General features: G+C 47.1%; 11 protein-coding genes. 1 reads left to right on the top strand and 10 read right to left on the bottom strand.

Going from position 1 to position 14,447, the window contains the following annotated elements; all coding sequences use genetic code 11:
• Positions 1 to 367 precede the first annotated feature (367 nt).
• Positions 368 to 1,180, top strand: a complete 813-nt coding sequence (locus tag ACTXGO_RS04360) for a hypothetical protein (RefSeq protein WP_443573468.1) — start codon at positions 368 to 370, stop codon at positions 1,178 to 1,180.
• A gap of 96 nt (positions 1,181 to 1,276) precedes the next feature.
• Here the strand turns inward: ACTXGO_RS04360 and ACTXGO_RS04365 are convergent, their stop codons facing one another.
• From ACTXGO_RS04365 to ACTXGO_RS04410, 10 genes are all read right to left on the bottom strand, one after another.
• Positions 1,277 to 2,098: a ferredoxin--NADP reductase gene (locus tag ACTXGO_RS04365; RefSeq protein ID WP_443573470.1), complete on the bottom strand. Its 822-nt coding sequence runs from the start codon at positions 2,096 to 2,098 to the stop codon at positions 1,277 to 1,279.
• Positions 2,099 to 2,513: 415 nt separating this feature from the next.
• Complete coding sequence (nuoN, locus tag ACTXGO_RS04370) at positions 2,514 to 3,992, bottom strand: NADH-quinone oxidoreductase subunit NuoN (protein ID WP_443573472.1); 1,479 nt, start codon at positions 3,990 to 3,992, stop codon at positions 2,514 to 2,516.
• Positions 3,993 to 3,995: 3 nt separating this feature from the next.
• Complete coding sequence (gene nuoM, locus ACTXGO_RS04375) at positions 3,996 to 5,621, bottom strand: NADH-quinone oxidoreductase subunit M (RefSeq protein WP_443543491.1); 1,626 nt, start codon at positions 5,619 to 5,621, stop codon at positions 3,996 to 3,998.
• 1 nt (position 5,622) lies between these two features.
• Positions 5,623 to 7,497: an NADH-quinone oxidoreductase subunit L gene (nuoL, locus tag ACTXGO_RS04380; RefSeq protein WP_443543488.1), complete on the bottom strand. Its 1,875-nt coding sequence runs from the start codon at positions 7,495 to 7,497 to the stop codon at positions 5,623 to 5,625.
• 4 nt (positions 7,498 to 7,501) lie between these two features.
• A complete protein-coding gene (gene nuoK / locus ACTXGO_RS04385; protein WP_317200318.1) occupies positions 7,502 to 7,810 on the bottom strand; it encodes an NADH-quinone oxidoreductase subunit NuoK in 309 nt (102 codons plus the stop codon).
• Between the two features lie 98 nt (positions 7,811 to 7,908).
• Positions 7,909 to 8,646, bottom strand: coding sequence for an NADH-quinone oxidoreductase subunit J (nuoJ, locus tag ACTXGO_RS04390; protein ID WP_443573474.1), 738 nt, complete (start codon positions 8,644 to 8,646; stop codon positions 7,909 to 7,911).
• The gene (gene nuoI, locus ACTXGO_RS04395; RefSeq protein WP_435951016.1) at positions 8,643 to 9,179 is read right to left on the bottom strand and encodes an NADH-quinone oxidoreductase subunit NuoI; all 537 of its coding nucleotides are present in this window, start codon (positions 9,177 to 9,179) and stop codon (positions 8,643 to 8,645) included. The genes nuoJ and nuoI overlap by 4 nt, the downstream gene beginning before the upstream one ends.
• A gap of 40 nt (positions 9,180 to 9,219) precedes the next feature.
• Positions 9,220 to 10,206, bottom strand: a complete 987-nt coding sequence (gene nuoH / locus ACTXGO_RS04400) for an NADH-quinone oxidoreductase subunit NuoH (RefSeq protein WP_443573480.1) — start codon at positions 10,204 to 10,206, stop codon at positions 9,220 to 9,222.
• Between the two features lie 49 nt (positions 10,207 to 10,255).
• Complete coding sequence (gene nuoG, locus ACTXGO_RS04405; protein ID WP_443573476.1) at positions 10,256 to 13,345, bottom strand: NADH-quinone oxidoreductase subunit NuoG; 3,090 nt, start codon at positions 13,343 to 13,345, stop codon at positions 10,256 to 10,258.
• Positions 13,346 to 13,355: 10 nt separating this feature from the next.
• Positions 13,356 to 14,447 (bottom strand): complex I 51 kDa subunit family protein (locus ACTXGO_RS04410; RefSeq protein ID WP_443573478.1); only part of this gene is annotated, 1,092 nt, incomplete at its 5' end.

The raw sequence follows: 14,447 nt of genomic DNA on the forward strand, positions 1-14,447 counted from the left end.
CCAATTGCGATGACAATAGCGACAGGTAGGCTGATATTTTTTTTAGGTGCTTTTGCAAAAAAGTGATCGCGATACAAGTCTTTATTACAGGTCACAAGAGATCTCAGCTTAAACGGCGACAACAATCTGGTCGCTATCATAACATGAGGGCTGATTAAACGGCTACACCCCAAGATGATGATAACTTTGCGCTGTTGTGTTTTTATTACTTTATGAGCTGATTTGCTACAATGTCAGCCTATCGGTTTTGTAGTACCGCTCAATGCTATATACTATTTTTAGCCACCAGCACATGCTATAAAGTATATAGCATCATGACTTTTGGATAAGACATCAGATATTATAATTAAGCACAAGGATAATCCGTTTGAGTAACTTTGATCGTTCAGACAAATTTGATCATTTCTTTGAAAACATGGGTGATCGCTTTAGCGATTCATTCAGTGACGGCTGGAGCAGTGTTACTCAAGCTATCAAAAATCTGTATAACAAAACCACTGACAAGATCGAAGATGAATTGTCGATACCAGTGGCGCAGCAGTATGTTAACGATGCGCTGCAAAAGTTTGTCACCGACAATGTAGGCGCGATATTAGAGATCAGAGTCGAGCTGCATGAGGATTGGTTTCGTCTGTTTTGTACGGTCAACGCCGCAGGTATTTATGCTGAGGTCGCAAGTAACTTTAGCTTAGTGCATGTCCAGCTCGATCGTAACGTTCAGCGTTTTGTCTTTGGTCAGCTCACTTATACTGATGTACTCAATTTACGCTGTGAGTCCTTTATGAAACGTCAAGGCGTCAAGCTGGCTATCTGGTTTTATCACAGCGTCCTCAAAAAAGACCCGTTAGGGTTTATCTTGTCTTATATCAATATTGCCCGTGCCAAAGACGAGATTATCTACCTAGATATCAATCGCTGGCTTAAAAAGAACCAAAAAATCATGAGCACCCTACGTAAGGTGCAAGTCAACTATGGCGAGGTCGAAGAAGAACAGCTGGTGCTAAAGACTCAAGTCAACTATCGTGATTTGCTTGGCGGCAGTAGCGGCGAGGATATTATTAACGACGATGATAAAAATAATGATATTGCTGACGACTACTATGGTACAGGCGGTGAACCTGAGCTGATGAAAGGTCCGATTCACCCTGTAGAGGATGCCACTGAACCTAGCAACGTGTAGACAGAGTTATCTCGAAATAAAAAAAAGACGGATTAGCGATTGGCTAGTCCGTCTTTTTTTGACTTGAGGTTTAGAGCATACATTTTAAATCTTAAATTACCAGTAGTTTTCTACCGCGATATTGCCCTCGCCGCGCCGATTCATCACCAGCCCCAAGCTCTTAAGCGTCTCCTTGGTATCCTCAACCATATCAGGATTGCCGCACAGCATAATGTGCGTACTATCGATATCGAGTGCAATGCCTGCCCGCTTCTGCAAAGTGCCATCAGTTAGCAGCTTGGGTAATCGATCACTTAGTGCACCCTCAACTTCTTCGCGAGTCACAATAGGGATAAAGGTAAGGGTTGCAGGATTATCGACGAGCGCCCCAAAGTCCTCTTGCAAGCGCTCAATCTGCTCAACATAAGCGAGCTCATCAAGGCTGCGTGCACTATAGGCCAAGACAATGTGCTCGTATTCCTGCCACGTTTGTAAGTCCTGTAACATCGACAAAAACGGCGCAAGTCCTGTTCCTGTCGCCAGCAACCACAGATCTTTTGGATCAGGCTTTTGGTAGCGAGCTAATGTCAAAAACCCAAACGGCGTGGTGTTCAGTAGTAGCTCGTCGCCCACTTGCAAATACTGAAGCTGGGAGGTAAACGCACCATCAGCGATAACGATAGAGAAAAACTCTAACACCTCATCAAAGGGCGATGACACAATGGAGTAAGCACGAAAGATGTCCTCATCAGGCGCAGTCTCTTTGGTTTGGCTATCTGCGTGCTTGTAGTGCTTTAGCTGGCTAGGATTGACGCCCAAACGTACAAATTGCCCTGCGGTAAATTTAAAGCTATCAGGACGACTAACGGTAAAGCTAAATAGATTAGGTGTCCAAGTGGTCTTACTTAATACTTTAACCGTTTGAATATTATCACTCATAACTTAGGCCTCTTATAGATTTTGTTTTTTAGATGCTAATAGCACTGCTGCACTGCTAACCAACTTAAATAACTTAATTTTAAATAACTAAGTATAGGTATGGCTCTTAATTGTAGATAATCAATAGCAAAAAAGTGCGCCAAGCTTAACATAAACTTAGCGCACCTTATTCTTTCGATATCATTACTTAGGCCTCTTATAGATTTTGTTTTTTAGATGCTAATAGCACTGCTGCACTGCTAACCAACTTAAATAACTTAATTTTAAATAACTAAGTATAGGTATGGCTCTTAATTGTAGATAATCAATAGCAAAAAAGTGCGCCAAGCTTAACATAAACTTAGCGCACCTTATTCTTTCGATATCATTATCAGTAAGGAGTATGGTTACTCTGTACTGTTTACTATTTGCGCTTTTACCAAACGCGCGCCAGGCTTGCCCATTCAATCATACTGTTCGGTAGTATCCCGAAAAAGAGAATAGCTAAAGTTACGCCAATGACCATAATACCACCAGTACGCAAGCCCCACTGTCCAGAGACATCGAATTCTACGTAAGCCTTTGGACGCTTAAATAATGTCAGCATCACGCGCAGATAATAGAACAGACCGATTGAGCTACCTAAGATAATCATCGCCGCCAAGAACCAATTGGTACCTTGCACCGCGGCAAGTACTGCGAATAGCTTAGTAATAAAGCCTGCCGTCAGCGGAATACCAGCGAGCGATAACATCATAATCGTCATGACTGCAGTCAACACTGGGCGACGCCAAAACAGCCCCTGATAGTGCACTAACTCGTCCGCCTCCCCTGATAATCTGTAAGGGCTTGACATCAAAGTCACCACACCAAAAGCACCAATAGAGGTAAAGGCGTATACCGCCATATACATGCTAGAGATGCTATCAGCGCCCGCGCCGAGGCTCACAATAACGATCAGCACATAACCCATGTGCGCGATAGAAGAATAACCGAGCAGACGCTTAAGGTTCGTCTGACGTACCGCGAGCAAGTTACCGACTAAGATAGATAAAGTCGCCATCACCATCAACAGCATCTGTACAGAGGGCAAAGCCAACAATGAGGTATCAATTAAGAACCGCACCGCTAATGCCATCATCGCCACTTTAGAGACTGACGCCAGATAAGTCGCGATAGGAGCAGGCGCGCCTTCATAGACATCAGGCGTCCACGCATGAAAGGGCGCCGCTGATAATTTAAAGGCGATACCGAACATCATCATGGCAACGCCAAGTATCAATAGGGGCGACTCAAAAGAGCCTGCCAGCATAATACTAATAGACTTAAATCCTAGCGAGCCTACCTGCGCGTATATAAACGCCATACCCATGAGCAAAGTCGCTGAGGCCGCCGCTGATAACACCAGATACTTAAGCCCTGACTCCAGAGATTTCTCACGCAAGAACGTATAAGCGAGCAAGCCATATAGCGGTACTGATAACAGCTCTAAGCTCATAAAGAACGCCGCTAAATGCTGCGCACAGACCATAAGTAGCGCGCCCACAGTCGACAGTAAAATGAGCATGTATAGCTCTTCTTTATTGTCTTTTAAATTGGCAAGATAAGCATAAGATAGCGTACAACAAGCCAGCGCGCAGACCAGAATAATCATCATGTTGAACTGCGCAAAGTTGTCCACGACAAAGAGCTGCTCAGCAGTAGGCAGTAAGGCTCCGCGCTCAATAATGCCCAGCATCTGACCGATTAAGGTAAATAATGCAATGTTTAATCCGACAACGGTAATAGTGCCTGTGATCGTGTGTGAGCGCTTGATCGTAATGGCAATCATTACTAGCAGCACCGTAATCACCACGATAATAATAGGCGCATAAGGCATCAGCCCCATCAAATCATTCATCATAAAATCATTCATGACTTAACGTGCCTCCATTGCATCAAGTGATTGCAACACATCTGCTTGTGACACTTCACTATAAATATAAGCGTTATTGATCCACTGCATAGAGTGGCTTGAGGTATCGAGAATCGGCTGCGGATACAGTCCCAGCCAGACCAGACCCACTGCTAATACCAGCAGCAGTGAAATCTCGCGGCGACCCAAATCCTTAAGCGGACGCTCGGGCAGTCCATGTGAGCGCGTCTCATGTAAGGCAACTTCTTTGGTATTATTAGCGCCAAATAAGGCACGATAAATCAAGATAAGTGAGTACAATCCTGCCAGCACTAAGCTAAACGTCGCGAGTACCACAAACACTGGATACTGAGCAAAAGCACCGAACAAGATCATAAACTCGCCGATGAAGTTACCCGTACCTGGGATACCCAGTAGCGCGGCACAAAAGAACATCAAGATCGGCGCATAATAGCGGAACTGTCCCCACATACCGCCCATCACGGTCAGATCACGCGTATGCAAACGCTCATAGAGCTGTCCTGCCATAATAAAGAGAGCCGCCGAGCTCAAACCGTGCGCGAGCATCTGAATCATCAGTCCTTGTAAGCTAAGTAGCGTACCTGCGTAAATGGCTAACACAACAAAGCCCATGTGCGAGATACTCGTATAAGCAAGCAAACGCTTCATATCAGTTTGCATAAACGCAAGCCACGCGCCATAAAAGATACCTATCGTACCCAAAGTCATCGCTATTGGCGCAAACTCTTGCGAAGCGGCTGGAAACAGCGGTAAAACAAAACGAATCAAACCGTAAGCGGCGGTCTTAATCAGTACCCCAGCCAAATCCACCGAACCTGCAGTTGGCGCCTGCGCATGCGCATCAGGTAACCAGCCATGAAAAGGCATAATAGGCAGCTTGACCGCAAAGCCAATGAAGAAGCAGAGCATGATCGGATATTCCCAGCCACCAAGGTTAGTGCCGAGCAGATCATTGTAATTAAAGCTGACCACACCGCTTTGCGCGTAACTGATAATCACCAGTACCAAGATACCAATGAGCATAATAAGCCCAGAGGCTTGGGTATAGATAAAGAACTTGGTCGCCGCGTATTCTTTGGTTTTTCCAACGACATCATGACCCCAAATAGCGATTAAGAAGTAAATCGGAACGAGCATCATCTCCCAAAAGAAGAAGAATAAGAACAGATCAATCGCTAAGAATACCCCGATGACCCCGCCCAAACTCCATAGCAAGTTCAAATGGAAGAACCCAACGCGTCGCTGAATCTCGTTCCATGAGCACGCAACTGCCGCTACTCCTAACAAGCCTGTTAAGGCAATCATCAGTAGCGACATACCATCCATCGCCAGATGAAAACTAATACCAAAACTCGGTATCCAAGGCACACTAAACTCAGCGACCCAAGGCACTGCCGATTGCGGCGCAATGACCTGCTTGCTCATACCGCTAAAGTCGCCATATTGCCAGAGTACCAATGACAATAAAAACGTCAGTGTCATACCAATCAGAGCAATCCAGCGCGGTAAACGCTTGTTAAAGCGCTCAACCAACCAGCACAGCAGGCCTGCTATAAAGGGTATTGCAATGAGCGCCGGTAGCATCCACGTTTGTTGTAACTCAATCATCTTATACCACCGTTATCATGACCAATACGAGAAGTGCAGCAACGCCCAAGCCAAAGCTTGCGGCATAACCTCGAAGTGACCCTGTTTGTGTCACAGACAACATCTTATTACCTGCTGATGCCAGCATCGGCAATACATTCCACGTTTTATCAACAGGGTCAGCTTTAAACAAGCGGCCGATGAATAAAAAAGGTTTTACAAAAACTATATCGTATAGCGCATCAAAGCCCATACCGTGATAGCACCAGTAATACAGCGCGCCGCCGATACTTGAGCGCTTAAAGCGCGTCAGCATCCGACCTTTATCAACGACGTACAATACTGCGGCTATCACCAGTCCTGCGAGCATAGCGCCCATAGCGATATATTCTGCGGTGTGCTTAGCCTCTACTTGACCTGCCACTTCTAATAAGTGTCCGACACTCTCGGGCAATACGCCCTGTAGCGGCGGCGAAATTAAAGCGCCAACTGCAGTCGATAAAACCAGTAGTACCGTAAGTGGCAACCAATACGAGATGCCAGACAGTTTGTGCGCATGGGTCTTCTCTTCACCAAAGAAGATGATCCAAATCATACGGAAGGTATAAATAGCGGTTAAGAAAGCCCCAAACACGCCCATATAAAACAGCACTTGATGACCTGTTGCATAAGCTTCCCAAAGGATCGCTTCTTTAGAATAAAAGCCGACGGTTATCCAAGGAATAGCCGCTAGAGCGCCGCCACCGATGATATAGCACCAAAATACTAATGGAATCTTGCGACGCAAACCGCCCATCTTAAAGATGTCTTGCTCATGATGAACCGCTAATATGACCGCACCTGATGCCAAAAACAGCAAGGCTTTAAAAAACGCATGGGTCATCAAATGAAAGATAGCCCCTTGCCAAGCGCCAACGCCTAATGCCAAGAACATATAGCCGATTTGACTCATCGTTGAGTAGGCTAATATACGCTTGATATCAGTTTGTACTAGCGCACAGAATCCTGCGACGACCAAGGTTAATGCGCCCACTGCCCCAACCCAATACAATAAAATACCTGGAGTGAGGACAAATAATGGATGCAAACGAGCGATTAAATAGACCCCAGCAGTAACCATCGTCGCGGCGTGAATCAGCGCCGACACTGGTGTCGGACCAGCCATAGCATCAGCGAGCCACGTATGGAGTGGAATCTGCGCAGATTTACCCATCGCGCCGCCCACGATCATCATCGTGGTCAGGATCATTACCGGATCATTGACGCTGAACATCTCAGGCGCGCGAGTGATAATCTCTTGAATATTAAGGGTGCCAAACTCACGGAACAATAAAAACAAACCAAAGGCTAAGAACACATCACCGACGCGGGTGACAGTAAAGGCTTTCATCGCAGCGCGGCCATTGGCACGGTGCTCGTAATAAAAGCCGATAAGCAAATACGAGCAGATACCAACGCCTTCCCAGCCTAGATATAGCAGCAATAAATCATCGGCGAGTACTAGCAGTAGCATACTGGCGACAAACAAATTCATATAACTAAAAAAGCGTGCAAAGCCTTTATCGCCTTTCATGTACCAAGCAGCGAACAGGTGAATCAAAAAGCCAATGCCTGTAATGACGCCAGTCATGGTTAAGGCAAGACCATCAAAGCTAAGACCAAAGCTTGGTGCAAAATCACCGACTTGCATCCAAGTCCACAGCGGTACTTCTACCACCGTACCTGCAGGATAACTACCTAAAAAGGTGTAGCTGACAACCAAAGTACAAAGCGCTGATAGCCCCATACTGCCAACACCAACAAAGCTGGCGGCTTGTTCGGTGAGCTTGTCACGCATAAAGGCTAAGATTAAAAAGCCGATGAGCGGAAGTATAAAGGTTAAGGGTAATACACTCATGACATCATCCCCTCATCTCATTGGCGCTATCGACATCGAGATGCCCACGCTTATGATAAAACTGTAATAGTATGGCAAGACCGATCGAGGCTTCAGCAGCCGCTAAGGTAAGAATAAAAATAAACATAATTTGCCCATCTGGATCGACCCAGCGGCTGCCAGCGACGATAAACGCAAGCGCTGCGGCGTTCATCATAATCTCAAGGCTCATCAGCATAAACAAAAAATTGCGCCGAACCATAACGCCGCATAGACCGATGGCAAATAAAATCCCTGCCAAGATAAGCCCATGACTCATAGGTATAATACCCAGCACGTTTTGTACTTCAAGAGCAGGCGCTGCTAGGCCTGCTACCTCGTGGGCGAACGGCATAGTCGATACGTCCTGGGCTACGCTAACTGCTTGTACCATCAGTCTAACTCCTTGCGCGTAGCGGCTTGCTTACCGACATAATCATACGGGTCGACGTCTTTGTACTCATAAGGCTCGTTTGAATCAAGCGAATTGACGTCGCTATCATTATCGTGAGATAAGTCAGCGCCGCTGTTACGAGCGCTGCGGGTAGCAGTGTTAAGGGTTAAGCGCTTACTAGGATCGCGAATAGTGTCATCGATTACTATCTCATCATCTAGCGTTGGCTTACCTAAATGATAAGCGGCAACCAAAGCCCCAAGTAGCAATAGTGCAGCGACTTCTACGAGCATAATGTATTTGCTAAATAATGCCACACCGACCGCTTTGGCAGGTACGTTGACACCGCCAATAACTGCTGCCTCGTCATGATTGACACCGATAAACGCGTAAAGCACAACGGCGATAATCAGTGTCAACCCTGTCGGAATAGCCCATGTTCTCGCATCCAGCCAGCGCTCTTCTCGCGCCTCACTTGCCATGCCTAGGTTGAGCATCATAATCACAAAGACGAATAGAACTAAGATGGCACCGGCATAAACGATAATCTCAAGGGCACCTGCGAACGGCGCGCCTAGTATAAACATGATACCCGCAACTGCCAATAAGGAGACGATCATCGATAATATCGCGTGCACGGGGTTGGCATGGGTCACCACGCGTAAGCTTGCAAAAATAGCCACTGCCGCCAGCGCATAGAACCCTGCTAAGTCAGGATTATTCAAAATAGTCATCATGGCAGCAAGCTCCTTAGATCAATAGGCGCTGCTTCGTTTTGCGCAGAACCTTTAGGTTTGTCTGCGACCGCCATACCAGTAACGCGGTAATAGTTATAGTCAGGATACTTGCCAGGGCCTGAGATGAGTAGATGCTCTTTTTCATAGACCAAGTCTTGACGATTATACTCGCCAATCTCAAAATCAGGGGTCATCTGAATAGCAGTAGTCGGGCAAGCTTCCTCACACATTCCGCAAAAGATACAGCGCGAAAAGTTAATACGAAAAAACTCAGGATACCAGCGCCCATCATCACGCTCCGCCTTTTGTAAGGAGATACAACCGACAGGGCAAGCGACCGCACACAAGTTACAAGCTACGCAGCGCTCGTCCCCATCTGGATCGCGGGTCAAGATAATACGTCCACGAAAGCGCGGCGGCACAGGTACGGCCTGCTCAGGATAGAGTATGGTATCGCGCGGCCTGAGCGCATGGCTATTGACCATCCACATACTACGAACGATGGTAAACATACCCACGAGCGTCTTTTTTATAGCGGTAATCATTGTCTTATTATCCTTGTTGGCGGGCGCCCTATCTCATTAGCAAAATGACAGCGGCGGTAACCAGCAGATTAATCAAGGTTACAGGTAAGCAAACTTTCCAGCCAAAATTCATCACCTGATCATAACGGGGACGCATGAGCGAACCCCGTGCCAAGATAAACATCGTCATAAAGAATAGCGTCTTTATCATGAACCAAAAAGCAGGCGGCACAAAAGGGATATCTAAATTGAAGGGGGCAAGCCAACCGCCAAAGAACAGACAAGTCATCAGGGCTGAGATAAGTACAACGTTGACATACTCTCCAATAAAGAACATACCAAACTTCATGCCAGAGTATTCAACATGATACCCCTCAGCAAGCTCCTGCTCAGCTTCTGGCTGATCAAAGGGATGCCTGTGAGTGACCGCAACACCTGCGACCACAAAGGTCAAAAACCCTAAGAACTGCGGGATAATGTACCAGCCGTCTATTTGTGATTCAACGATTTCACGTAAGTTAAAGGATCCTGTCAATGCGACCACGCCCATCAAAGACAAGCCTAAAAATACCTCATAACTAATGGTTTGTGCCGCTGAACGCAGACCGCCTAATAGCGAGAATTTGTTCGCTGACGCCCAGCCGCCAAACATCACCGCGTAAACAGCAATACCTGCCATAGAAAAAAAGAACAAAATACCAATATCCCAGTCCGCAACCCCAAGGGTTGGCGAGATAGGAATAATGGCAAAAGACGCCAAAGCGGTAAACATCGCTACCGCCGGTGCTAAGGTAAAGATAAACTTGTCAGTGAAGTTTGGCGTCCAATCTTCTTTAAAGAAGATTTTGAGCATATCTGCAACCAGTTGCAAGGAGCCAAAGGGACCGACGCGATTAGGACCATAACGGTCTTGCCACAATGCAAGCATACGGCGCTCATAGACGATCATCAAAGCGGCGACGATAACCACGACCAAAAATATCACAATCGATTGCACAACCAAAAACAATATAGACCAAGCATCAAAGGTCATCATGTTTGCCAAAAGGGCGGGCACATCAGGGATAATACGAGTCACTTGCATTTTACGCCCCTTGATCGCTAATTGGTGCTACGAGCTCATCATCTAAAGCATCTGTATCATTGACCATGTCATCAGCCATGCTACCTGCGATAGTGACTGGCGCATCAACGCGGCGTACTGAGGCTGGCAATGTCGGATGAATAATGCTGACTTGCCCAACTGGGTAGCCGATACAGCCCTCTGCTAGGTACTGCACTAACTGCACGGGCAGTGTTATCTGCCGATTATCAATCTCTATCGCCAAATAGTCTCCAGCGAGCAGACCCCAAGCCTTGGCATCATCCATACCAACGCGCCAACTGGCAATTGGCAACTGCTTAGCTACAATGGGACTGCGCGAGGCCATCATAGAGCTGGCGTAGATATTATAGATTGGCACTAATTTGGCGCGGCCCTCTTGCATATCAGTTGCCGCGTAAGACCCTGCTTCTGGTGCTACGTACTGACGGCTAGGCAGGCGCTCAAAGCTATCGAACAAGCGCACCCCAGGGTCGCCGCCTTTAAGATGACCGCCAACTTTATCTTGATATTTATTCCAAGCTTGCGGCGAGTTCCAGCCTGCAGCACTAGCAAAAGGAATCATCGCGCCCCTGGTCTGCTTGCCGCTATAGCCTTCCATCGAAAAGGTAAGACCGGTATCTAAGTCTTTGGGCTGCATAGGCTCGTGAACAGATATTGGCGCACGCATCGCGGTACGACCTGAGTAGCGGCGCGGCTGACGGGCGATTTTGAGTCCTGTAATACGGTAATCTGCGTCGGGAGCCGCGCCTTTGATACCAGCCAGCTTAGGATGGGTTGCAATCAAAGCATTAATGACATCATCAAGCTGTGTCCAATCGACCTCCTTGCCCTCGATACTACTGTGTACCGCGTGCAGCCAGCGCCAACCTTCTTTGATGCTGCTCATTGGATGATAGTAGTTGCTGTCGTAGACTTGAAAGAAGCGCTGAGCACGGCCCTCGCTTGACACAAGCGTTCCATCTGCTTCCGCAAAGCTCGCGGCTGGCAGTACAATATCGACGTCTTTATGCCATTCAAGCAGCTGATGATCGAGCGCGATAACCGTTTTATCGCTCAGTAGTTGCGTAAGCTTATTGGCATCAATAGCGTCTGTTAATTGGTTTTCAGCGACAATGACGACATCAAATTCAGTAGCTAATAACTCCTCTACTGAGTGACCGCCTAGCATACACACGCCCATGCTATTGGCATCAGAAACCGTCAGATAAATACCCGCTTGACCGTGATACTGTTTATTGACTTCTTTGAGTTCAAGAGCATCCGCAGGCTCGCGTTCAACGTCGTCTTGGGCATCTTTATTGGTACCCATTTGCGCTTTAGCTGGTTTGGCTTCTAACTCTTTGTCTTCTTCAGGCTGATCATTAGCAGCTTGTGCTTGCGCAGCTTTCACCCTCTCATTGTGCGCATCAACCTGCTTTTGCTCAGTCGCCTTGATCGCTTGACGTTTTTGCGTAAGCGCTTGAGTAATCTGCGCCGCTGCCTCTATCAAAGCCGTAGATGACAAGCTACTACCTGATATCACTAATGGTCTATCTGCCTGAATCAAATCATAAGCGATCTGTTGAGCCAGCACTTGCATAGGATCAGCACTAGCATCATCGCTATCACTGTTACTTAGCTCAGATTTTTGCAGGTCTGCTATCTCTGACAAGTCATCAGTAAAACTGCTAATCTCATCAGCGACCCTAAAGCCAAGGCGCGTGATGTCTTCAGGCGTCGCAACTACGCTTGATTTACTAATATCATCAAGCTTAGTTTGAGTGACATCGATAATATAAACGGGGCTTAAAGCATCTTGAGCGATGCGTTTGACAGGTTCCGCAAGCCAAGACTGAGTCTTGAGCGCTGCCGCCATTTTCAGGCCTTCGTTCTTTGCTGCTTGACGTACGGATAGCGCCACTCGCGATGAGGTTTGAGTGATATCTTCACCCAAGATGAGCACAGCATCATGGCTTTCGATCTCATTCATACTTGGATTATGTATACCCTCAGTGCTGAGTACTTCGATACATTTATGCACTAAGTCTTGTTGCTGATGATTAAGACCTGTTGAGAAGTTGTCAAAACCAACCAAGTTTTTGAGGGCAAAGTTAGTCTCAAGACTCGCTCTAGGTGAGCCAATACCGATGACTTTTTTGTCTGTGAGGCGTTTGATAGTCTCATCTAACGCATAATCAATATTGATCTTGACGTGTTTGTCATTGATACGCTCAAGCGCCCCAGTCGGACGATCAGCACGGTTGACATAGCCATAACCAAAACGACCACGATCACATAAGAAATAACCGTTGACCTCACCATTGTAGCGGTTTTCAATACGGCGCAACTCACCATAACGCTCACCAGGTGAGATATTGCATCCCGCCGAGCAGCCATGACAGATGCTAGGCGCGTACTGCATATCCCATTTACGGTTGTAGCGCTCTGAGTGAGTTTGATCGGTAAACACCCCAGTTGGGCAGACTTCTGTTAAATTACCTGAAAATTCACTTTCAAACTGCCCGTCTTTGTCACGGCCAAAATAAACCCGATTGTTTGAGCCATAAACGCCCAAATCCTCGCCACCTGCATAGTCTTTGTAGAATCTAACGCAGCGATAGCAAGCGATGCAGCGGTTCATCTCATGACCGATAAACGGGCCCAAATCTTGGTTATGATGAGTACGTTTGGTAAAGCGATAGCGGCGCGTATTATGACCTGACATATAGGTCATATCTTGCAAGTGACAGTGACCGCCCTCTTCACAAGTAGGGCAATCGTGTGGATGATTGGTCATCAGTAGCTCAACCATCGAGGCCCGAAACGCTTTGGCCTCGTCATCAGTGACTGAGATATACATGTCATTGTCTGGCGCGACCATACAGGACATCACTAGTCGCCCCTTGCCCGCTTTCATGTCCTCTTCGTTTTGATACTGCTTAACCGCGCACTGACGGCATGAGCCTACTGAGCCAAGCGCAGGATGATAACAAAAATACGGTACATCAATACCTAGAGATAGACAGGCTTGTAGCAAGTTATCGCTGCTATCTACTTCGACAGTGGTGCCGTCAATATGGATGACTGCCATGCCGCTCTCCTTATTTCACTACTGGCTGAGGATTGGCCGCGGCGTCTATGACGTCCGCACCAACCGCCTGCGCGATTTTTTGATCAAACTCAGGACGGAAATATTTGATAGCGCTCATTAGTGGCTCCATCGCTCCTGGCGCGTGGGCACAAAAGGTTTTGCCAATCCATAAATCCCGAGTTAATCCTTCTAATTTTTCGACGTCGCCGATTTGCCCTTCGCCATCGTTAATCGCAGTGAGCAATTTGACGCCCCACGGTAGACCATCACGGCATGGCGTACAAAAGCCGCACGATTCGCGCTGAAAGAAAATCTCTAAGTTACGTAGTAAAGGCACCATATCTTGTGCTTCATCTACGACCATAATAAGACCGGTGCCCATACGGCTACCTGCGTCTTGAATACTATCAAAATCAACGACAATATCTAAATGATTGGCGGTCAAAAAGTCTGTGGACGCCCCGCCAGGCAACCACGCTTTTAGCGTCTTGCCCTCTAACATACCGCCTGCGAAGTCTTCGATAATCTCGCGTGCAGTATAACCAAAGGGCAGCTCCCATAGACCAGGATCCTTGACCAAACCTGAGCAGCCAAATAGCTTGGTGCCAGGGGTTTTGCTTTTGCCTTTAATCTCAGACAATGACTGATACCAGTCTACGCCGTGATTTAGAATAGCTGGCATGTTGCACAAGGTCTCAACATTATTGACAACCGTTGGACGACCCCAAGCGCCAGAGATTTGCGGAAATGGCGGTTTGGTACGTGGGTTAGCACGGCGACCCTCTAGGCAATTGATCAACGCCGTCTCTTCACCGCATATATAACGCCCAGCGCCCGTATGTACGTGCAGATTAAAACTAAACTCTGTCCCCAAGATATTATCGCCCATCAAGTTATTGGCGATACACTCATTAATAGCAGTAACCAAACGCTCGGCGGCCAAAATATACTCGCCGCGAATAAAGATATAGCCGTCGGTAGCCCCAATCGCGTGAGCAGTAATGAGCATGCCTTCGATGAGCTGAAACGGTAGGCGCTCCATTAACAAGCGATCTTTAAAGGTGCCCGGCTCCATCTCATCAGCGTTACAAATAAGATAGCG

The sequence above is a fragment of the Psychrobacter sp. T6-1 genome, from assembly GCF_052258445.1.

Excerpts from the sequence above, each read along its gene's own strand:
- ACTXGO_RS04365 (WP_443573470.1), bottom strand. The coding sequence starts at position 2,098 with ATGAGTGATAATATTCAAACGGTTAAAGTATTAAGTAAGACCACTTGG.
- nuoJ (WP_443573474.1), bottom strand. The coding sequence starts at position 8,646 with ATGATGACTATTTTGAATAATCCTGACTTAGCAGGGTTCTATGCGCTG.
- nuoL (WP_443543488.1), bottom strand. The coding sequence starts at position 7,497 with ATGAGTGTATTACCCTTAACCTTTATACTTCCGCTCATCGGCTTTTTA.
- nuoG (WP_443573476.1), bottom strand. The coding sequence starts at position 13,345 with ATGGCAGTCATCCATATTGACGGCACCACTGTCGAAGTAGATAGCAGC.
- nuoM (WP_443543491.1), bottom strand. The coding sequence starts at position 5,621 with ATGATTGAGTTACAACAAACGTGGATGCTACCGGCGCTCATTGCAATA.
- nuoH (WP_443573480.1), bottom strand. The coding sequence starts at position 10,206 with ATGATGACCTTTGATGCTTGGTCTATATTGTTTTTGGTTGTGCAATCG.
- nuoN (WP_443573472.1), bottom strand. The coding sequence starts at position 3,992 with ATGAATGATTTTATGATGAATGATTTGATGGGGCTGATGCCTTATGCG.